Raw genomic sequence first — 16657 nt, 5'->3', positions numbered from 1 at the left:
GCTTGGTTCCCGATTACTTTAGACAGAAGGAAAAAAAGTCTTCAAAACGTCACATTTCTACGAGGTTTGGCGAAGGGACGAGTACGCAAAAGGAAACGTTTGCATAGTTAAATTTAACTATGCGACCAAATTGGTATCGAACATTAAAGAAAAGACTTCTAATTAGCGTTTTAACCGTCGGGAGCACTGTGGTCAGTGCTCCCGTTTTATCATTTAGTATCTCTGGTTCAGATATTAGAGCCACAATTGCAGCGGTTGTAATCCGAGATGCTTGGTGAAGCGAGAATGACTTGGTTTGTAGATATGGCAGCGATGTCAGATCGAGTGATTCTCAATAAAGAATCGGCAGCAAAATAGGCAAACCAAGGCATTAAGCCATTGCCCATAAAAAAGAAAGGAAAAGAATCTTTACCACAGAGTTTAACTCGTCAGCGATATGTATCCATGCATACCCATGTACAAACCAACTGCACTGATCAAGACGCCCGATAAGTAAGGAGCTCGACGTGCAACATCATTCAAACCGCTCCATTTAGATGTCGCTTTTTGCACGCCCACTGCTGCCACAACGCCAACAGCAACCAGAGTCAAGGCTAAGCCAATACTGAATGACACAACTAAAGTCGCACCAAGAGTCATTGCCTTAAGCTGCAAACAGATAAGCAAAACCGTTACCGCAGCAGGGCATGGAATCAAACCGCCCGTTAATCCAAACAGCAGAATTTGCCCATTCGTCACGTCTCGATTCTCAAAGCGCTTTTGAATGTCTAAAGCGTGAGCGCGCTCGTGAGCATCTTGATATTCCTTATCTTCGCTTTCTAAATGAGAACCAGGACGAAAATGTACATCAAAGTCATGGGTATGATCATGGTGCCCGATGATCAAAGTGACAGAAAGTCCATTAGAGACTTCAATGCAAGACGCCGATTCCAAGTATCCATCACGCTCTATAAAGTGATAAATATCAGAAGGTTGATAACCATCACTCGATACCGAAACCTTGATACCTTCAGCAGTTAAAGGTTTACCGCTGAGTGTTCGCAACTGGAAACGGTGATGCTCCCCTTCCTCTGTAATCGAAAGCGAAACATGCCCATGTCCTGTATCCACAACTTGCGTCGTCCAGTCGCGAGCATGATCCTGAGCTTTGTTCCAAGCTCGCTCATCGCTCCATGTCCGCCAAAACATCCATACGCCGGTTGTCACGATAATGACCCCAGAGATAAGTTGCATCCATGGTTCAGCCGCTTCAGCGGTGAATTTCTGGCTAATATACATCCCGCCAACAGCGATTAACCATACAATTATAGTGTGAGAAAGTGTGGCAGCTAAACCCAGCATCACGGCTTGTTTGACCGTTCCTTTCACAGCGACAATGAACGCCGCCATCATCGTTTTAGAGTGCCCAGGTTCTAAACCATGCAAAGCGCCAAGCAAAATGGCACTGGGAATAAAGAACCACCCATTACCTTGTTGTAGTAACGCGACAAAATCCATTGTTGTTCTCTGTTGTTGATTCTAATTTATCGCAAACTATACTCCCCCCTAGTATTAAATACTACCCCCCAGTATGAATTGAGTGCTACATTATCAGTTAGAATAACTCGGCCCGTAACGTAAAGAAGATAAGACATGTCGCATACAACCAGAGATCAAAAGAAGCTCAACACTCGAGTCAGTAAAATACAGGGTCAGGTGAACGGACTTAAAAAAATGCTGGAAGAAGAGCATGAATGCCAAGATGTGTTGCAGCAGATTGCCGCTATTCGGGGAGCAGTAAATGGTTTGATGCGAGAAGTAATTAAAGGTCACTTACTTGAGCACGTTGTACTTGAGGAAGACAAAACTCAACGTGAAAAAGATATGGAAGTCGTATTAAAAGTACTGGACTCTTATATAAAGTAACCCTACTTCGCTAGAGTAAAGTCACTAGGGTTAAACTCGAATATATCCTTTATATGTAATCGCTTACTAAGCGGGAAATAACAATTCCATTTCATATTGATTAAGTTGAAAACGGAACCTATATCGGTTCAATTTAAATAGTTTATTTATAAGAACTAAAACGGCCCAAACATAGGGCCGTTCATATTATTAAAAAACTCTAAACTATCTGATAAAAATACATATTGTGATAGGTTTTTACTTTATGGAAGAGTACAAGTAAACCTTTATACCTCTTGTAATTCGACGTGCTTAGCGCTGTAAGATTTTGTAAATGCAACACACCCCAAAAGTACAGCAAGTGGTAACACAGGATCAAAGATTGAACCATGAGATCCGAAGAATAAGTTAAGAATCATGACTAATGAACCACCAATAGCCCAAGCAATTGTTGTTGGAATAGTCCAAATAATGAGTTGTTTCTTAACCTCAGTCACCCCCATTAATCGATTAACAATATGGAATAGCGAGTCATTAAAGTAGCCAGCAAATAGAGATCCCATCGTAGCTGCCGTCGCTGCGAATAAAAGGTTAACGTCAGGAATATTCACTAAAACTGGGGCAGATATAGAAGCAGCGGTTATCATGGAGACTGTACCAGAGCCCTGAATAATACGAACTAACGTCGCAATAATAAATGGAATCATAACCGCAGAAATAGGAAGCCCTGCAACTTGGTTGGCAATCTCTGCGCCCGCACCCGTTTCACGCAATACGGCACCTAACGCGCCACCAGCTCCTGTTACTAACAAAATGATGCCACAAGTGGAGATTCCTTGTTCCATCTTTTCATTCGCTTCTTCTTTGGTAAGGTTATTACCCAATGTGTAAACCGCTAGTAACGTCGCTATTGATAGTGCAATAGTAGGGCTGCCGATAAAAGCGATAAATTGACCAAATGTTGTTGCAGTCAGCCCTTCGAAACCGAAAGTCCCCTCTAATAAACCCATAACTGATTTCGCAAGTATAAGTAAAATAGGGATAATAATTGGAGCGATAGATTTACTTAAAGATGGTAGGTCTTTCGCTTCTTTACTTGCAATGTACTCTTTGTGATCATTAATCAGTTGCTCACTAGACTTCGAGAAATGTTCGGTTGGAATGAATTCAGGAAACTGCTTTTCTAACCATCTTGCATACCAAACAATACCCATGACACAAGGCGCTGCGATCATCAAACCAAAACCTAACATGCTGGCAAGATCGACACCAAAGATACCAGCAACTCCCAAAGGCCCTGGAGTCGGCGGAATAGCGTGATGCGCTACGACCAAGCCGCCCGCCAGAGCAACCGTAAGCGTTAAAATCGAGCGATTGGACGTTTTTGACAAAGACTTCGCAATTGGATAAAGAATGATAAGCGCGCTATCCACAAAGATTGGGATGCTAACAATATAGCCAGTTACAGCAAGAGCGGCCTCTTCTTTCTTTTTTCCTAACCACTTTATAAAATTATAGGCAATACTTTCTCCTGCTCCAGAAGCCTCTAAAATAGCCCCCATCATAACGCCGAGACCGATGACAATCCCTATACCGCCTAATGTTCCACCAAATCCTTTGCTAACGGTCGCAATCGTGTCGTCAACACTTAACCCACCAATAATACCTGCGATACATGCCGCAATTAACATCGCAATTAACACATGTACTTTTGTACGTAATACAAGAAAAACAAGGACTGATACGGCTACTATTAGTCCAATTACTGAGGTTGGTAACATTAGACAATCTCCATATTGTTAACAGAAATAAATTGTTGTAATACATCCTTGAAATTACTGTCTGCTTTAAATCCAAGCTCCAGTTCTTTAGTACAATCAATTTTTTGTGGCCAACTACTCACAATACGATCAATACCCGCATCATGCTCATAGGTAATATAATTAGAAAGTTGTTTACCCATTAGAGTGTCCATTGTTTGAATCATCTCAGCTGGTGTAGTTTGAATACCAGGTAAATTAAGCGTTCTATAGGACAGATTATTTAACTGCTCATAAGGCATTAGCCCTGCATATTGAATATTGTCCACCACTCTAGACGGGCTCGATATCCAAAGTTTTAGCGTAGGGTCTACAGGACAATTTGATTCTTGATCATTCAAAGGCTCACGAATAATTCCGCTTACGAAAGAGCTAGCGGCAAGGTTTGGTTTCCCAGGGCGAATACAAATAGTCGGTAAACGTACGGATACAGCTTTAACAAAGCCTTTACGGGCATAGTCGTTCACCAATAACTCACCTATAGCTTTTTGCGTCCCGTAGGATGACTGAGGATGAAGTGCTGTTATTGGTGTAATCGTTTCCGGAAGATCACCACCAAATACAGCTAAAGATGAAGCAAACGTAAAACGAATATTAGGGTTTACTTTACGGCAACGCTCAAGCAATAACTGTGTGGTCGTCAGATTTACAGCTACGCCTAAATCAAAATCTTGCTCAGCATGGCTCGATACAATTGCCGCTAAATGAAAAATGTGTGTCGTTTCGGCAGTAATAACTTGGTCTATATTTTCTCGCTTTGTCATATCCATGACTAAAGAAACGACTCGGTCATCAATGCCCTCTAAGCGCGACTTTTGAATGTCGACAATAGTAATACTTTCAGCTTTGTTTTCTTTTAGTAGTGATTTGGCAAGTAGGGTTCCGAGAAAACCCGCCCCTCCAGTTATGATAATATTCATAGTCACGACCCTTTGTTTTTGTAATTGGTTTCAAGTTATTTATGGATAGAAATTAAAATTGTTATAGGTATGGTTTAACCCAACTAAGGCCCAGCTGCGTGCTATGCCTTGGGTTGTATTCACAACCGATCCAGCCTTGGTAACCAGAGTCATCCAAAACATTGAATAGGTGTGGGTAATTCAGTTCGCCTTCCGATGGTTCGTGCCTTTCAGGCACAGAAGCAATTTGAATATGGCCTGTGTATGGCGCCACATCGCGAATCAACGTACTCAGATCACCGTCCATAATTTGTGCGTGATAGAGATCGAGCTGCAATTTCACGTTTGGACGAGCCACTTGTTTGATGAGTTCCACCGCTTCACGTTGATGTGCAACAAAGTAGTTCGGTACATCGCGATTGTTGAGTGGCTCAATCATCAGCTCAACACCATGTTCGGCAAACTTATCCGCTGCATAACGAATGTTTGAGATAAAGGTTTCAATATGCTGATCACGAGTGAAGCGTGAATCAACAATGCCAGACATAGCGTGAACCTTTTTACAGTTCAGTGCCTTGGCGTACATCAGCGCAGTCTCGACACTCGTTTTAAATTCATCCTCACGCCCCGGAATAGCTGCAAAACCTCGTTCACCTGCATCCCAATCACCTGGAGGCATGTTGAATAACGCTTGCTCAAAACCAAACTGCTGTATCTTGCTTGCTAGTTCTTGCGCTTCGAATGCGTATGGGAAAAGGTATTCCACCGCTTTGAAGCCCGCTTGGTGTGCTTTTTCGAAACGATCTAGAAAAGGAACTTCTGTGAATAACATTGTCAGATTTGCCGCGAATTTAGCCATTACTTACCTCTCCCTTTTAGGTCTTGAATCTCAGTATCCGTTAAATAGCGGATGTTGCTGTCTTTAAGAATGAACGCTAGCTTCGCTGTCTCTTCTAGCTCTTCTGCGTTATCTACTGCATCTTCAAAGTCCGTACCCGTGATCACTGGACCATGGTTCGCCAGGAGGAAAGCTCGGTAGTCACTAGCCCGTTGCGCAAGTTCTTCAGCAATCTGAGGGTCGCCCGGGCGCAGGTACGGAATCACTGGCAGTTCGCCAATGCGCATTACAAAGTAAGGTGTAAAAGCTTTGATGGCATTCTCGCGATCTAGACCTTCAAGACAAGAAAGCGCCGTCAAGTAAGTAGAATGCAGATGCACAATCGCATTACACTTTGAGTTATTTCGATAAATCGCCAGATGAAAAGCCACTTCTTTTGATGGTTTTTCACCAGAGATATGGTTGCCATCAATATCTACAACCGAAAGCTCTTCAGCAATCAAGCGGCCGAACGAAGAACCAGTTGGCGTTGCCAGAAAGTGTCCATTAGGCAGTTTTAGAGAAAGATTGCCAGCGCCGCCAGTCGCATAGCCACGTTCAAACATAGAGCGAGCCATAGTGACCATTTGCTCTCGCAGTTGTTGTTCTGTCATCAATTCTTTATTCATCACAACGTCACCTATTCAAAAAACGACTGTGCTTTGGCAAAGAAGTGTTCATCGCCGAAGTTGCCCGATTTCAGAGCCAAAGAAAGCTCGCCTTCAAGTGACTTCACCCAAGGTACACCTGGTGCGATTTGAGGACCGATATGAAAACCTTTTACGGCTAGGCTTTGGGTTACAACCCCTGAGGTTTCCCCACCCGCAACGATGAAATTTTTCACACCGTGCTGCTGAAGTTTAACTGCAAGTTGGCTAAAGAACTGTTCAACCGCGTGACTTGAAGCATGCGCGCCAAACTCTTGTTGAATCGCTTTTAACGCCGCTGCATCTGCGGTTGCGTAAACCAGTGGTGCGAACTCGCTTTCGATGTTGGTCATGACCCAATCAAACACTTGATTTGAGTAATCTTCTTCCGTCAGACACGCCTTCACATCAATAGCAAAGTGTGGCGCTTTTTCTTTGTAAACAGCGACCTGTTGGTTGGTCATGACAGAACAAGATCCAGATAACACAACGGTTGGTGCCTTTTTAGGGTTCCCCTCTTGCTTCGCATCACTTTGATCTTCAAGGCTCTCTATCCAGTTCTTAGCAATACCCGCAGCCAAACCAGAACCACCAGTTACCAGTTTTAGAGACTTCGCCGCTTGGCCAAGTGTGACAAGATGCTCTGCATTGAATGCATCAACCACTGCATAGCGGTTGCCTTGTACTTTTAGCTCTTCAAAGCGCTCAATTACCGCTTTTGGACCTTGTTCAATTATTTGGAAGTTCACCAGGCCAGATTTGCCTTGAGATTGAGCATCCATCATACGAACTAGGCTTGAATCAGTCATTGGGGTCACAGGGTGATTACGCATACCTGAGTCGCTTAGCAAGTCTTGGAATACAAATAGATGGCCGTTGTAAACTGTGCGACCATTCACTGGTAATGATGGGCATACAATGGTGAACGCTTCACCTAGCTCTGCAAGCAGTGCATCCGTTACAGGACCAATGTTACCTTCTGCTGTGCTGTCAAACGTTGAGCAGTACTTGAAGTAAAACTGCTGACAGCCATTTGCTTGCAGCCACTTAAGCGCAGCTACTGAATCCTCGATTGCCTCATCTACAGGACAGGAGCGAGATTTAAGACTGATCACGACCGCATCTGCGTTTACATCAATCTCTTCTTTTGGAATACCGTTAAGCTGAACTGTGCGCATGCCGTTTTCTACAAGAAAACCTGCGATGTCTGTTGCGCCAGTAAAGTCGTCTGCGATAACGCCTAATAACATCATTTTTTCTCCGTTTTACGTGCGCTTATTTCTGTTTGTTTTCTACACCTGGAAGCTCAATACCATCAAAAATCTTGATAACGGCACTGTCGTCCTCCTGGCCAAAACCAGCATTGCTTGCACTCAAAAACATGTTTAGTGCTGTACTTGATAGAGGAAGTGGAAATTTGAGATCTTTTGCTGTGTCCGATACGAGGTTTAAATCTTTCACAAAGATGTCGACCATAGATTTAGGGGAGTAATCACCATCAACTACATGCTTCATGCGGTTCTCAAACATCCAAGAGTTACCCGCTGCATTCGTCACCACGTCGTACATCAGGTCAAGAGGAATGTTTGCACGTGCCGCTAATGCCATTGCTTCAGCACCAGCTGCGATATGAACACCTGCTAGCAATTGGTGGATAATCTTCACAGTTGCGCCTAGGCCAATCGCTTCACCGATGTTGTAGACTTTAGCTGCCGTTGCGTTGAGTACTGGTTCAAGTGCATCAAATGTGCTTTGCGCTCCCGACGCCATAATAGTCATCTCACCTAATTCTGCTTTTGCAGCACCACCAGATACCGGTGCATCAAGCATCACAAGATTGTGTTCTGCCAATTTCGCTTCAATTTGTTTTGCGTCTTCTGCTGAGATGGTTGCTGAAACCATTACTGGCGTATTCGGCTTAAGCGCTGTAGCAAGACCGGTTTTGAACAAGACCGTGTTAACTTGAGCTGCGTTCACAACAAGAACTAGAACCGAATCAAGCTTATCTGCAAACTCAACTGCATTTGTAGAAACAGCTTTTGCACCGAATGAACCTAACTCTTCAAGCGCTTGAGAATTTAAATCGAAACCATAGACATCTAGGCCTGCACGCACACATGACTTTGCGGCGCCCATTCCCATAGAGCCTAAACCGATAACACCTACAGATTGAACTTCACTCATAAAAACAATGCCTTCTGGTCTATTAAACTTTGTTAATTCTTGTTTGGTTGATGTGATTATATGTGAAGATTAATACTAAGACCTCGCTTTGAATCACATTTTTTCACACAAATTAACAATGTCGTGATATATACCTCTTTATGGGCAGAGATATTCCGAGCAGTTAACACAAGCGAAGGCTGTTCTTACAACGTTGAGAACATAATTCACAGATATTCACAACAAATGAAAAGATTGGTAGGATACTGAAAAACAAGAATATAGAAGTGAAACTATGATCCCAGCAGAACGTCAAAGAACCATATTATCCCTGTTATCACATCAAGAAGTGTTAAGCATTTCAGATTTAACCGACCACCTTGGCGTATCACATATGACCATTCGTCGTGATATCGTGAAGCTTGAATCCTCAGGTAAAGTCGTTTCTGTTTCTGGTGGAGTGCAACTCGCTCAAGCTCTACATTCCGAACTTTCCCATGATGCGAAGGTCGAGCAACAAGCGGATGAAAAAATTCAAATTGGTAAGCTGGCGGCTACGTTAATTGGTCAAGACGCTACGATTTACTTGGATGCGGGAACAACCTCTCTAGAAATCGCCCATCAAATAGCAAATCGTAATGATCTTTTAGTGATCACCAATGACTTCTCTATTGCTGCTTTCCTTATGACGCACAGTGAATGTGAGCTTTACCACACTGGGGGAAAAATTGACCGCGAGAACCAATCCACCATTGGAGGAAAAGTCGCAGAGTTCTTGAATGGGCTAAATATTGATATCGCCTTTATTTCGACTTCATCTTGGAGCTTGAAAGGCTTATCAACACCTAATGAAAATAAAGTTCTCGTTAAAAAAGCAATCATCAAGGCGGCACAAACCAATTATCTGATCTCAGACTCAACTAAATACGGTCAGATAGCGAGCTTTCATGCATTAGACATCGAGCAATTGGACGGAATTATTACCGATCGAAACCTATCCGAAGTGGTCACTCAAGAATTAACGGATAAAGGATTACGTGTGTATAAAGAGTAACACTACCTAAACATCTGAGTTCGCGTAACTTTTATACTCGTTAATTTATAGGTGCTTCCAATATACATAGACCGTGCTGTGTACTTTCTGGCAGAAAACACATCCTTTTGTTTTCTAAATTACCAAATTACTGATTACATCTGGATATGGAAGCTCACTTCGCTTTATCGCTGCTCGTCACTTGTCATCAAAAATCAAATTCACCGCAATTGCCATCAAAACCAAGCCTGAGATTGGTAGTAAGACACCTAATGGCGAGCGCTCAATGTAAGGCAGATTCTCTGCAATCAATAAACCCCACTCAGGTTCAGGCGGCTTAACGCCAAGTCCGATAAAACTCAGAGACGTCAGGCTGAGCGTAATGTATGGCAAACGCAGAAACGCGTGACGAATCAATGGCGGCAGCACATAAGGCAACAAGTAGTAACGGAGTACTCGCCACTGACTAGCTCCCCAAATAGGCGCAAGATGCGTGTAAGGCTGCGCTTTGGCTTCCATCAACAAACTTGAACAGTGCGCTGCTAATGGTGCCCATGACACCATAACAATAGCAATCAAGGCACTGTTTGGGTTCATCCCCGTTAGAACAGCAATCAACAGACCCGCCACAATGTATGGCACACCTTTGGTGATCTCAATTAAGCCTTGGCTATAACGAGTCACGAAGCCGAGCAGTAAACCAATCACTAAACTTAGGAACGTTGCGATGATGCCCATTTTGATTGTCGACATCATACCGCCGCCAACGCGAGCAAGCAGATCTCGCCCGACCGCATCAGCACCAAACGGTGCTGTTAAGCTTGGCGATTCAAGGCGGGTAAATTGGATAGTGTAAGGATCGCGCATTAACGCCCATCCTGCACAACCAATCAGCAAGGTAAAGATTGTGGCACTGACGATACGTTTGGTGGTGCTTTGGGTAAAACGGAACGTACTGTGACTGCTGATCAACTTACCACTTGTGACACTGTGCCCGAGTAACCAGCGTTGCAATAAGATGCTCGCACTGCTGATCAACATCGAGAACACCAGCAACACCAACAAACCACCTTGCAGCATCGGCAGATCTTGTGATTTCGCTGCGCCTAAGATTAGTCGTCCGATACCCGGAATGGAGAACACTTGCTCCACAGCAACCGCGCCGCCGGTCAAACCAATCACCGTCATTGCGATTTGAGGAATCAAGTTACTAACGGCGCGCCACAAGGCAAAGCGTAAGATTTGAAACTTACTGACGTTCGCCGATAGCCAAGTGATCACCCAAGGCTCATCTAATACTCGCTTGAGGCTGTCATTGAGCAAGCGCCCGAACAAGCCAGCCGCAGGCAATGCCATTGCCAAACTTGGTAGCCAGAGGTTTTGTACGCCTTGCCAACCATAAGGCGGGAACCAACCCAACCAAATGGAAAACACCATGATCAGCAATGAAGCAATCACATATTCAGGCAATGAGACCAACACCGAACTGAGCGTGTCATGATGCTTGTCTAAACGATTCTGTTGCCAACGACGCACAGTGTAAAGTACGCTCGCCATGCACATTACAAATGCCATGCCTAGCGCTGTAAGCATCAGTAATAGCGACGTTTTTGCGGTTTGTTGAACGCTCTCCATCACGGATGCGCCACTCACCCAAGAGACACCTAAGTCACCTTGCATGGCAAGCGTCAACCAATCCCACAATCGCTCAGCAGCGCTGCGGTCAAGTTGAAGATCTTCTCGAATTGCTTGCAGAGCTTCTGCCGTCAGCAATTGTTGAGCACCCGCACGAGCACGGAGGATTGATTGGCTTGGGTCGATACCGGCAATATCCGGCATCAAACCCACCAGCACAACCACTACCCCGAGTGACAGGAAGCGCGACAAAAAACGCGTAAACCATTCAGGCATACAAGCGCTCCAACGAGAACGCATGTTGGCAACAGACGACATCGAGTTAGTTCACCTCAGTAAACTGGTCGATCAGGCGACGCTCACGTGGGTCACGTTGTGCGTTCTTCACGCGGTCACTCTCACCTTGGATTACACGCTCGTGAAGCAGTGGAATCACAGCGTATTGCTCAAGGATTTTGCTTTCTGCTTCGATGATCGCTTGTTGGCGTTTCTCACCCAACGGCTGACGATCAGCATGTTTCAATGCTGCGTCCACCTCTTCAGAGCAGAACTGACCTAGGTTGTAAGAACCTTTACAGCTAAAGTCACTTTGCATGTACGCCACTGGGTCACCAGAATCCAGCACCGTTGCACGTGACAACAAGAACGCATCGAACTTACCTGCTAGTGCATCGTTTTCGATTTGTGCGTATTCACGAACGTCTAGTTCAACCACAAAGCCAGCCGCTTCAAGTTGTTGCTTTAGCAGCACCGCTACTTCTGGCAACTCAGCACGGTCGGTAAATGTACCGATGGTGATCTTCTCACCGTTCGCGTGGCGCATTTCCATGGTTTCCATACGAGGGTTCGCATCACGAATTGGTTGAGCCCATGCCAATGCTGGACCTAACAGACCTTTTGCTGAATCGGCGTGGTTCTCGTAAACCGTTTTGATGATTTGCTCACGGTTAACCGCTTGAGCCGCTGCTTTACGCAAACCAAACTGGCTAAACACATCTGATTTATTGTTTAGGTAAAGCGTGTTGGTACGTGGCATTGCGACTTCGTGCAGCTGTGAAGATTCCATCATCGCGATTTGCGATACAGGAACGGCTTCGACTACATCCGCCTCACCGGTACGCAGTGCAGCAGCACGAGCAAAACCGTTTGGTACGTATTCAGCGAAGATGCTGTCTACTTTCGCTTTTTCACCCCAGTAACCATCAAAACGCTTCAATTTAGCGCTGGTTGTCCCGTTGATTTCTGTCAGAACGAATGGGCCCGTACCCGCATTGATTGGCACAACACGACCGTTTTCTTGGTATGCAGCACCAGAAAGGATCGCTAACTGTGGACTAGATAGACGACTTGGCAACAATGGATCGTTAAAGGTCGTTTTGATTTCAACAGTGAAGTCGTCCAATGCGCTAACTTGCCATTCGATACCATCCAAAATGCGTGGTTTTGGTGCGGCATCTAATGCTTTTTGTAGAGAGTTCACAACCGCGTTGGCATCAAGGTCAGAACCATCGTGGAATTTCACGCCCTTACGTACCGTAAATTGCCACGTCATCGGGTCAACTTGTTCCCACTCCGTTGCCAGCATAGGCTCTGCTACCGACTGATCGTTTAGGTTCACTAGCGTTTCTGCCGTGCTCCAACGTGACAGTTTGAACGCGTCATCTGAAAGTGGCGACAAACCTGTGCGTGGTGGCTGCATCATGGCAACGCGAATTTTCGTTGCTTGCGGTGCCGCTGCTTTTTCCGCATCTGGCTTACTTTCGCCAGAGTCAAAACAACCCGTCAGTAGTGCGCTTAAAGCCAGCGACAAAGCTAACTTGGGAGTACTAAGGTGCATAAGAAACCTCTCCAATGGTTTTTGTGAATTCATTACTTTTGTGTTGAGCGCTCATCAAGGCTCTCGTGATCAAGTGCGATGGGTTATTTGTCACGTTTTGTGCCGTGCCGTGTTCGACAACGCGTCCTTTGTCTAACACTAGGATTTCATCGCATAGGGTTTGTGCCGCATCGAGGTCATGTGTCACCAAAATCAGGCGCATCTGACGACTCTTTTGAATGCCTGCCAACAAGTCGAGAATCTGTTTACGACTGACGGGGTCTAAGCTGCTGGTTGGCTCATCGGCAACCAATACGCAAGGCTCAACAATCAAAGCTCTGGCGATAGCCACACGTTGGGCTTGCCCAACTGATAATTGCTGCGGGTTACGATCCAACAATGTGAGATCCAAACCGACATCCGCCAACACCTTTTCCACCTTCTCATTGAGCTCTTGTGTCAAACCAATGTTGCTTAGCGGCTCCAGTAAGATCTGGCGAACGGTGTAATAAGGATTCAAGCTCGATTGCGGCTCTTGCGGAATCAATTGAATGTGCTGGCACAACTCTTGGCGCTGCTTAGCCGAGCTACGCGATAGCGGATAGCCACACACATACACTTCACCAGATGTGGGTTTACGAAGACCAAACAGAAGCTCAATCAAAGTCGATTTACCCGCACCAGAAGGACCAACAATCGCAATGTTCTTTGTGTCGATGGAAAGATCCAATTGTTCGAGCGCTTTAAACGGTTTGCCCCCCAACCAACTTGGTTTGGAGTAATAGTGAACACTGGCTTGCTCAAAGCGAACTTCCGCCGATTTAGGCTGCGTGTGCCCGCTCAAGTTGTGCTTAGTCAAAATAGGCTCCAGAGATGAGGTTAAGGCAGCAGTTGCGCAAGTTGTTGGCAGAAAGGATGCGAACTTTGCTGAATGGCTTGCCAAGGTGCGCCATAAGCCACCATGGTGTTGTCCGCAATCACCAAGACTTTGTCACACGCCAAAGCCGCAGACAGATCGTGCGTGATCAACAAACCACTGATGTTGCGTTGCTGAACACTACTGCGAAACAACTCAAGGATCTCCGCTTCGGTGATTGGATCGAGCGCACTGGTGGGCTCATCAGCGATGATCAAGTTGGCACTACCAAGCAACGCAATCGCAATACAAATACGCTGGCGCTGACCACCAGATAACTGGCTTGGATGCTGCGCTAATGCTGCTTTTGGATCCGCAAATCCGAGTTGAGACAACAAGGTCGTCACGGTGTCTCGGTTTGCTGAAGACAAGCGCGTTTTTTTGCCCGTCAATGCCAAACACAGTTGTTGTTCGACAGACGCCAATGGATTCAGCGCTTTAAGTGCATCTTGGAAAATGACCGCGGGACGCTGCAATTGACTACGTTGCAGCATGACAGTTTGTGCGACTTCACTGCTGTTAAGCTGGATACTTCCGTCTACCCAAATATCAGACGGCAAAAAACCTGCGACGGCTTTCGACAACATGGATTTACCAATGCCGGAAGGTCCCATAATGGCAAGAACTTCACCTTGAGACAGCTCAAAAGAAATGTCTTTGAAGAGTGTGCGTTCTGAGTCTGTAAGGCTGAGATTATTAACGGAGAGTATTGGTTGAGAAATCACGACATCAAACTAAATGTAACAATATAACATAACGATAGTATCACGCAGGTCTGAGCAAGAAAACAACTCAGAGGGGTTATTTCATCACCTTTTTCAGATTTATCAGCAAGGGCAGATGGCTCCACCCTTGTTATAAGAACATCTAAATTAGGTCGTTTGTGACAGTGTGAATTAAAGACACTTTTGTTTAACTTGACCGAGGTATGGGAACAAGAAGACAAAACGCCCAACGTAGAACAAAGTGAATGCCAGCCACAAACCGTGATTGCCCCAATATTGCACCGCAATAAATTGGGTCACTAAGAACAACACCATGGTTAGAAAGGTAGAGTTACGCACTGGTCGCGTCGTCCCTGTACCGGTAAAGATGCCGTAAAACGTAAGACCAAAACCAGCAACCAACGGGAATGCCAATAACCAAGGGCTCATGTCTAGATACAGCTCAACAAGGTTTGGCAAAGTGGTAAATAACGACACCACTTGGTGTTTGAACTGCACTAGCAGCAAGGTCAAGACAACAACGAACGCTGCGGTCCATTGCGTGTTTAGCTTAATCACGTTATCAAGCAATGTCTTATTCTTCTGCCCTACTGCTTTACCTGCAAAGACGCTCGACGCATTCGCCACACCGTCGAACATGTAGCTGACGATAAAGGTCACTTGCATCAAGATTGCGTTCGCAGCAAGCACATCAGAACCAAGCTGAGAGCCCACACGCGCCATCATGTTGAAGAACACCAATAGACACACAGTACGAAGCAGCAGATCCATATTGGAAGACGCAATGACTCTGAAATCTTTACGCGTCATTTTTGCTGTTTGAATGTAATCAAACAGCGGGAAGCGACAAGTTTTCAGCACCAGTACCGCACCAATAACAAACGTCGAAATTTGCGCGATAAGTGTCGCTACCGCAACGCCAGCAATGCCCATATCGAAGTACAACACAAAGACGATATCCAGCACGATGTTCAGCACGTTACCAAACACTTGCGTGAACAAGGTTTCTTTGGCTTTCGCCTGCCCCATCAACCAACCAATCACGGTGTAGTTCAGCAGTACAAATGGCGCACCAAAGATCATGATATCGAAGTAAATCTTAGCGTTTTCTGCCACGACGGCATCAGGGGAGATAATCAGCTCTGCCCCCATCCAAATCACGGACTGCAACGCAATGAAAATCAAGCCAAGGCAGAGCGAAAGCACGAAAGGACGCAATAAGCTGCTCGCTTGATCCTCTGGGCTATTTTTACCTAATGCGATTGCACTTTGCCCGGTAGTACTGACGCGGAAGAAGCCAAACAGCCAATACAAGGTATTCATGATGACGGTGCCTATCGCTACACCACCAATCATCTCAGCCACACCGAGTTTACCGATCACCGCGGTGTCCACCGCCCCCAATAATGGCTGGGTAACAGTAGAAACGATGAAAGGAAATGCGATTTTAAAATAGTCTTTATGAGTCAGGGACATCTTAAATTATGAACAGGATTAATTTTTATAAGGTCGCTATCATATGCGAATGGCGTCCGAACATGAACCAAAGTTCGCCAGCAAGGAATAGCATTGATAATTGATACAACCAGCAAACGTATTCTCATACCAAAGCTTGAAATAGGATAACAACTTATGAGAAAAGCCAAGTTAACTGCATATAAATGAGTTTCTAGTTTGGAAAGATTAGCGTTTGGTTGAGCATGGCAGATCAGAATGTATCTGCCATGTCATAACGGTAGTGATTGGTGAAAAGAGACCGTACAGATGATATTTAATGCTTGTGGATTTCATCTGACAATGTTTAGGTCGATACCAAGCCTTATGTTCTGTAAAGCACCTTCACAACATGCCAACCGAACTTGGTTTTAACTAAATGCGGCGTTAACACTTCGCCAGAAAAGCACACTTTGTCGAATTGAGGTACCATTTGACCACGGCGGAATTCACCAAGGTCACCACCGCGTTTGCCTGACGGGCAAGTTGAATACTTCTTCGCTAATGTCTGAAACTTTGCGCCTTTTTTCAGTTGCTTGATTATGTCTTCCGCTTGCTCTTTGTGCTTCACAAGAATATGTAATGCGGCTGCTGTATTTGCCATTGTTCTATCTCTCACTATTCTGGTCGCGCAAGTGTACCCAATCCTTTTTAACAGACCAAACATTTCTTAATAATAGCTCAGCGGTAAAGGCCCAAATACACGAGGAATATAAAATCGTCTACATAATGAGTTTAAAATACAAAC

The 16657-nt window shown here is 45.1% G+C and carries 15 protein-coding genes; 2 read left to right on the top strand and 13 right to left on the bottom strand.

Going from position 1 to position 16657, the window contains the following annotated elements:
* Nucleotides 1-420: 420 nt before the first annotated feature.
* Nucleotides 421-1497: a nickel/cobalt efflux protein RcnA gene (locus tag R7P35_RS02035; RefSeq protein ID WP_213904544.1), complete on the bottom strand. Its 1077-nt coding sequence runs from the start codon at nucleotides 1495-1497 to the stop codon at nucleotides 421-423.
* Nucleotides 1498-1632: 135 nt separating this feature from the next.
* Here R7P35_RS02035 and rcnR point away from each other — a divergent pair, with 135 nt between their 5' ends.
* Nucleotides 1633-1905 (top strand): Ni(II)/Co(II)-binding transcriptional repressor RcnR, encoded by a 273-nt coding sequence (gene rcnR, locus R7P35_RS02030; protein ID WP_005375370.1) that lies wholly within the window; start codon nucleotides 1633-1635, stop codon nucleotides 1903-1905.
* A 266-nt stretch (nucleotides 1906-2171) separates the two neighbouring features.
* Here rcnR and R7P35_RS02025 read toward each other — a convergent pair whose 3' ends face one another.
* The 6 genes from R7P35_RS02025 to ltnD form a co-directional block, all read right to left on the bottom strand.
* Entirely contained in the window at nucleotides 2172-3665 is a 1494-nt protein-coding gene (locus R7P35_RS02025) for a GntP family permease (RefSeq protein WP_005375369.1), read from the bottom strand.
* Nucleotides 3665-4624 (bottom strand): D-erythronate dehydrogenase, encoded by a 960-nt coding sequence (denD, locus tag R7P35_RS02020; RefSeq protein ID WP_213904546.1) that lies wholly within the window; start codon nucleotides 4622-4624, stop codon nucleotides 3665-3667. Before denD ends, R7P35_RS02025 begins: the two co-directional genes overlap by 1 nt.
* Before the next feature lie 61 nt (nucleotides 4625-4685).
* Nucleotides 4686-5462, bottom strand: a complete 777-nt coding sequence (gene otnI, locus R7P35_RS02015; RefSeq protein WP_005375365.1) for a 2-oxo-tetronate isomerase — start codon at nucleotides 5460-5462, stop codon at nucleotides 4686-4688.
* On the bottom strand, nucleotides 5462-6109 hold the full coding sequence (locus R7P35_RS02010) for an aldolase (RefSeq protein WP_005385078.1): 648 nt from the start codon (nucleotides 6107-6109) through the stop codon (nucleotides 5462-5464). The genes otnI and R7P35_RS02010 overlap by 1 nt, the downstream gene beginning before the upstream one ends.
* Before the next feature lie 11 nt (nucleotides 6110-6120).
* Nucleotides 6121-7377 carry a 3-oxo-tetronate kinase gene (gene otnK / locus R7P35_RS02005; RefSeq protein ID WP_213904694.1) on the bottom strand — a complete coding sequence of 419 codons (1257 nt, stop codon included), beginning with the start codon at nucleotides 7375-7377 and terminating at the stop codon, nucleotides 6121-6123.
* A 25-nt stretch (nucleotides 7378-7402) separates the two neighbouring features.
* The gene (gene ltnD / locus R7P35_RS02000) at nucleotides 7403-8311 is read right to left on the bottom strand and encodes an L-threonate dehydrogenase (protein WP_005375356.1); all 909 of its coding nucleotides are present in this window, start codon (nucleotides 8309-8311) and stop codon (nucleotides 7403-7405) included.
* Between the two features lie 274 nt (nucleotides 8312-8585).
* Between ltnD and R7P35_RS01995 the strand changes: the two genes are divergently transcribed.
* Nucleotides 8586-9344 (top strand): DeoR/GlpR family DNA-binding transcription regulator, encoded by a 759-nt coding sequence (locus R7P35_RS01995; protein ID WP_005375354.1) that lies wholly within the window; start codon nucleotides 8586-8588, stop codon nucleotides 9342-9344.
* Nucleotides 9345-9521: 177 nt separating this feature from the next.
* On the opposite strand, the gene R7P35_RS01990 is transcribed toward R7P35_RS01995, so the two are convergent.
* The 6 genes from R7P35_RS01990 to ppiC form a co-directional block, all read right to left on the bottom strand.
* On the bottom strand, nucleotides 9522-11276 hold the full coding sequence (locus R7P35_RS01990) for an ABC transporter permease subunit (RefSeq protein WP_411978882.1): 1755 nt from the start codon (nucleotides 11274-11276) through the stop codon (nucleotides 9522-9524).
* A gap of 4 nt (nucleotides 11277-11280) precedes the next feature.
* Nucleotides 11281-12795 carry an ABC transporter substrate-binding protein gene (locus R7P35_RS01985; RefSeq protein ID WP_005385068.1) on the bottom strand — a complete coding sequence of 505 codons (1515 nt, stop codon included), beginning with the start codon at nucleotides 12793-12795 and terminating at the stop codon, nucleotides 11281-11283.
* On the bottom strand, nucleotides 12785-13633 hold the full coding sequence (locus tag R7P35_RS01980; RefSeq protein WP_054701280.1) for an ABC transporter ATP-binding protein: 849 nt from the start codon (nucleotides 13631-13633) through the stop codon (nucleotides 12785-12787). Before R7P35_RS01980 ends, R7P35_RS01985 begins: the two co-directional genes overlap by 11 nt.
* Before the next feature lie 20 nt (nucleotides 13634-13653).
* Nucleotides 13654-14415, bottom strand: coding sequence for an ATP-binding cassette domain-containing protein (locus R7P35_RS01975; RefSeq protein WP_104976471.1), 762 nt, complete (start codon nucleotides 14413-14415; stop codon nucleotides 13654-13656).
* A gap of 171 nt (nucleotides 14416-14586) precedes the next feature.
* Nucleotides 14587-15891 carry an MATE family efflux transporter gene (locus R7P35_RS01970; RefSeq protein ID WP_213904547.1) on the bottom strand — a complete coding sequence of 435 codons (1305 nt, stop codon included), beginning with the start codon at nucleotides 15889-15891 and terminating at the stop codon, nucleotides 14587-14589.
* Nucleotides 15892-16234: 343 nt separating this feature from the next.
* Nucleotides 16235-16576 (bottom strand): peptidylprolyl isomerase PpiC, encoded by a 342-nt coding sequence (gene ppiC / locus R7P35_RS01965; protein WP_081007916.1) that lies wholly within the window; start codon nucleotides 16574-16576, stop codon nucleotides 16235-16237.
* Between the last annotated feature and the right edge of the window lie 81 nt (nucleotides 16577-16657).

The organism is Vibrio sp. Vb0304 (genome assembly GCF_033338995.1).
GTDB classification, from domain to species: domain Bacteria; phylum Pseudomonadota; class Gammaproteobacteria; order Enterobacterales; family Vibrionaceae; genus Vibrio; species Vibrio alginolyticus.
Note: the sequence above shows the minus strand (reverse complement) of the source record. Positions and strands in the feature narration are given on the sequence as shown.

Excerpts from the sequence above, each read along its gene's own strand:
- R7P35_RS02035 (WP_213904544.1), bottom strand. The coding sequence starts at position 1,497 with ATGGATTTTGTCGCGTTACTACAACAAGGTAATGGGTGGTTCTTTATT.
- rcnR (WP_005375370.1), top strand. The coding sequence starts at position 1,633 with ATGTCGCATACAACCAGAGATCAAAAGAAGCTCAACACTCGAGTCAGT.
- R7P35_RS02025 (WP_005375369.1), bottom strand. The coding sequence starts at position 3,665 with ATGTTACCAACCTCAGTAATTGGACTAATAGTAGCCGTATCAGTCCTT.
- denD (WP_213904546.1), bottom strand. The coding sequence starts at position 4,624 with ATGAATATTATCATAACTGGAGGGGCGGGTTTTCTCGGAACCCTACTT.
- otnI (WP_005375365.1), bottom strand. The coding sequence starts at position 5,462 with ATGGCTAAATTCGCGGCAAATCTGACAATGTTATTCACAGAAGTTCCT.
- R7P35_RS02010 (WP_005385078.1), bottom strand. The coding sequence starts at position 6,109 with ATGAATAAAGAATTGATGACAGAACAACAACTGCGAGAGCAAATGGTC.
- otnK (WP_213904694.1), bottom strand. The coding sequence starts at position 7,377 with ATGTTATTAGGCGTTATCGCAGACGACTTTACTGGCGCAACAGACATC.
- ltnD (WP_005375356.1), bottom strand. The coding sequence starts at position 8,311 with ATGAGTGAAGTTCAATCTGTAGGTGTTATCGGTTTAGGCTCTATGGGA.
- R7P35_RS01995 (WP_005375354.1), top strand. The coding sequence starts at position 8,586 with ATGATCCCAGCAGAACGTCAAAGAACCATATTATCCCTGTTATCACAT.
- R7P35_RS01990 (WP_411978882.1), bottom strand. The coding sequence starts at position 11,276 with ATGTCGTCTGTTGCCAACATGCGTTCTCGTTGGAGCGCTTGTATGCCT.
- R7P35_RS01985 (WP_005385068.1), bottom strand. The coding sequence starts at position 12,795 with ATGCACCTTAGTACTCCCAAGTTAGCTTTGTCGCTGGCTTTAAGCGCA.
- R7P35_RS01970 (WP_213904547.1), bottom strand. The coding sequence starts at position 15,891 with ATGTCCCTGACTCATAAAGACTATTTTAAAATCGCATTTCCTTTCATC.
- ppiC (WP_081007916.1), bottom strand. The coding sequence starts at position 16,576 with ATGTTTGGTCTGTTAAAAAGGATTGGGTACACTTGCGCGACCAGAATA.